Source organism: Nonomuraea harbinensis, assembly GCF_019396385.1.
Lineage (GTDB): Bacteria > Actinomycetota > Actinomycetes > Streptosporangiales > Streptosporangiaceae > Nonomuraea > Nonomuraea ferruginea.
In genome coordinates this window covers 1-699 of record NZ_JAHKRN010000133.1, presented here as the reverse complement: position 1 = coordinate 699, position 699 = coordinate 1, and the positions used below count along the sequence as shown (strand labels likewise).

General features: G+C 64.8%; 1 protein-coding gene. It reads left to right on the top strand.

The window, feature by feature from the left end:
• Window positions 1-157: 157 nt before the first annotated feature.
• On the top strand, window positions 158-699 hold a 542-nt coding region (locus KME79_RS44335), incomplete at its 3' end, for an IS1634 family transposase N-terminal domain-related protein (RefSeq protein ID WP_504739493.1).

Sequence of the window (699 nt, the reverse complement as noted above, 5' to 3'; positions counted from 1 at the left end):
CCCGGGTTCGACGTAATTCGCGGGTCCTGGAGGTCCTGCAGAGCTGAAACTGCAGGTCATCCAGCCGTGAGAGATGCAGACACCCGAAAGCCCCTAGAGACGCGATTTCAGAGATTCACCTACATCCACCAGGACACAGCCCGTATGCTCTAGAGCCGTGTACGTGAAGACGACGAAACGGGAGAACAAATCCGGCACCGTCCGCTACCTCCACCTGGCCCACAACGAGTGGGACCCGGCCAAAGGACGGGCCGTGCCCAAAGTGCTGTTCACCTTCGGCCGCGAGGACCAGCTCGACCGCGACGCCGTCAAGCGCCTGGTCGCGTCTCTATCGAAGCTGCTGGAACCGGGCGACGCGCTGGCCGCGACCGCCGCATCAGACCTGGAGTTCACCTCCTCGGTGCCGTTCGGCGGCACCTACGCACTCGATCACCTGTGGCACCAGCTGAAGATCGACCAGATCGTCAGCCGGGTCGGGCAGCCCAAACGCGGCCGCCGCCGGGACATGACCGCCACCGAGCGCGTGCTGTTCGCGCTGGTCGCCAACCGCGCCCTGGCACCGTCGTCCAAGCTCGCCGCCGCCGACTGGATCACCTGCGACACGCATATCGACGGGCTGCCCGAGATCGGCGAACAGCCCTGCTACCGGGCGATGGACTGGCTGCATGAGGTGAAAGACGACCTGGAAAAGCAGGTCTT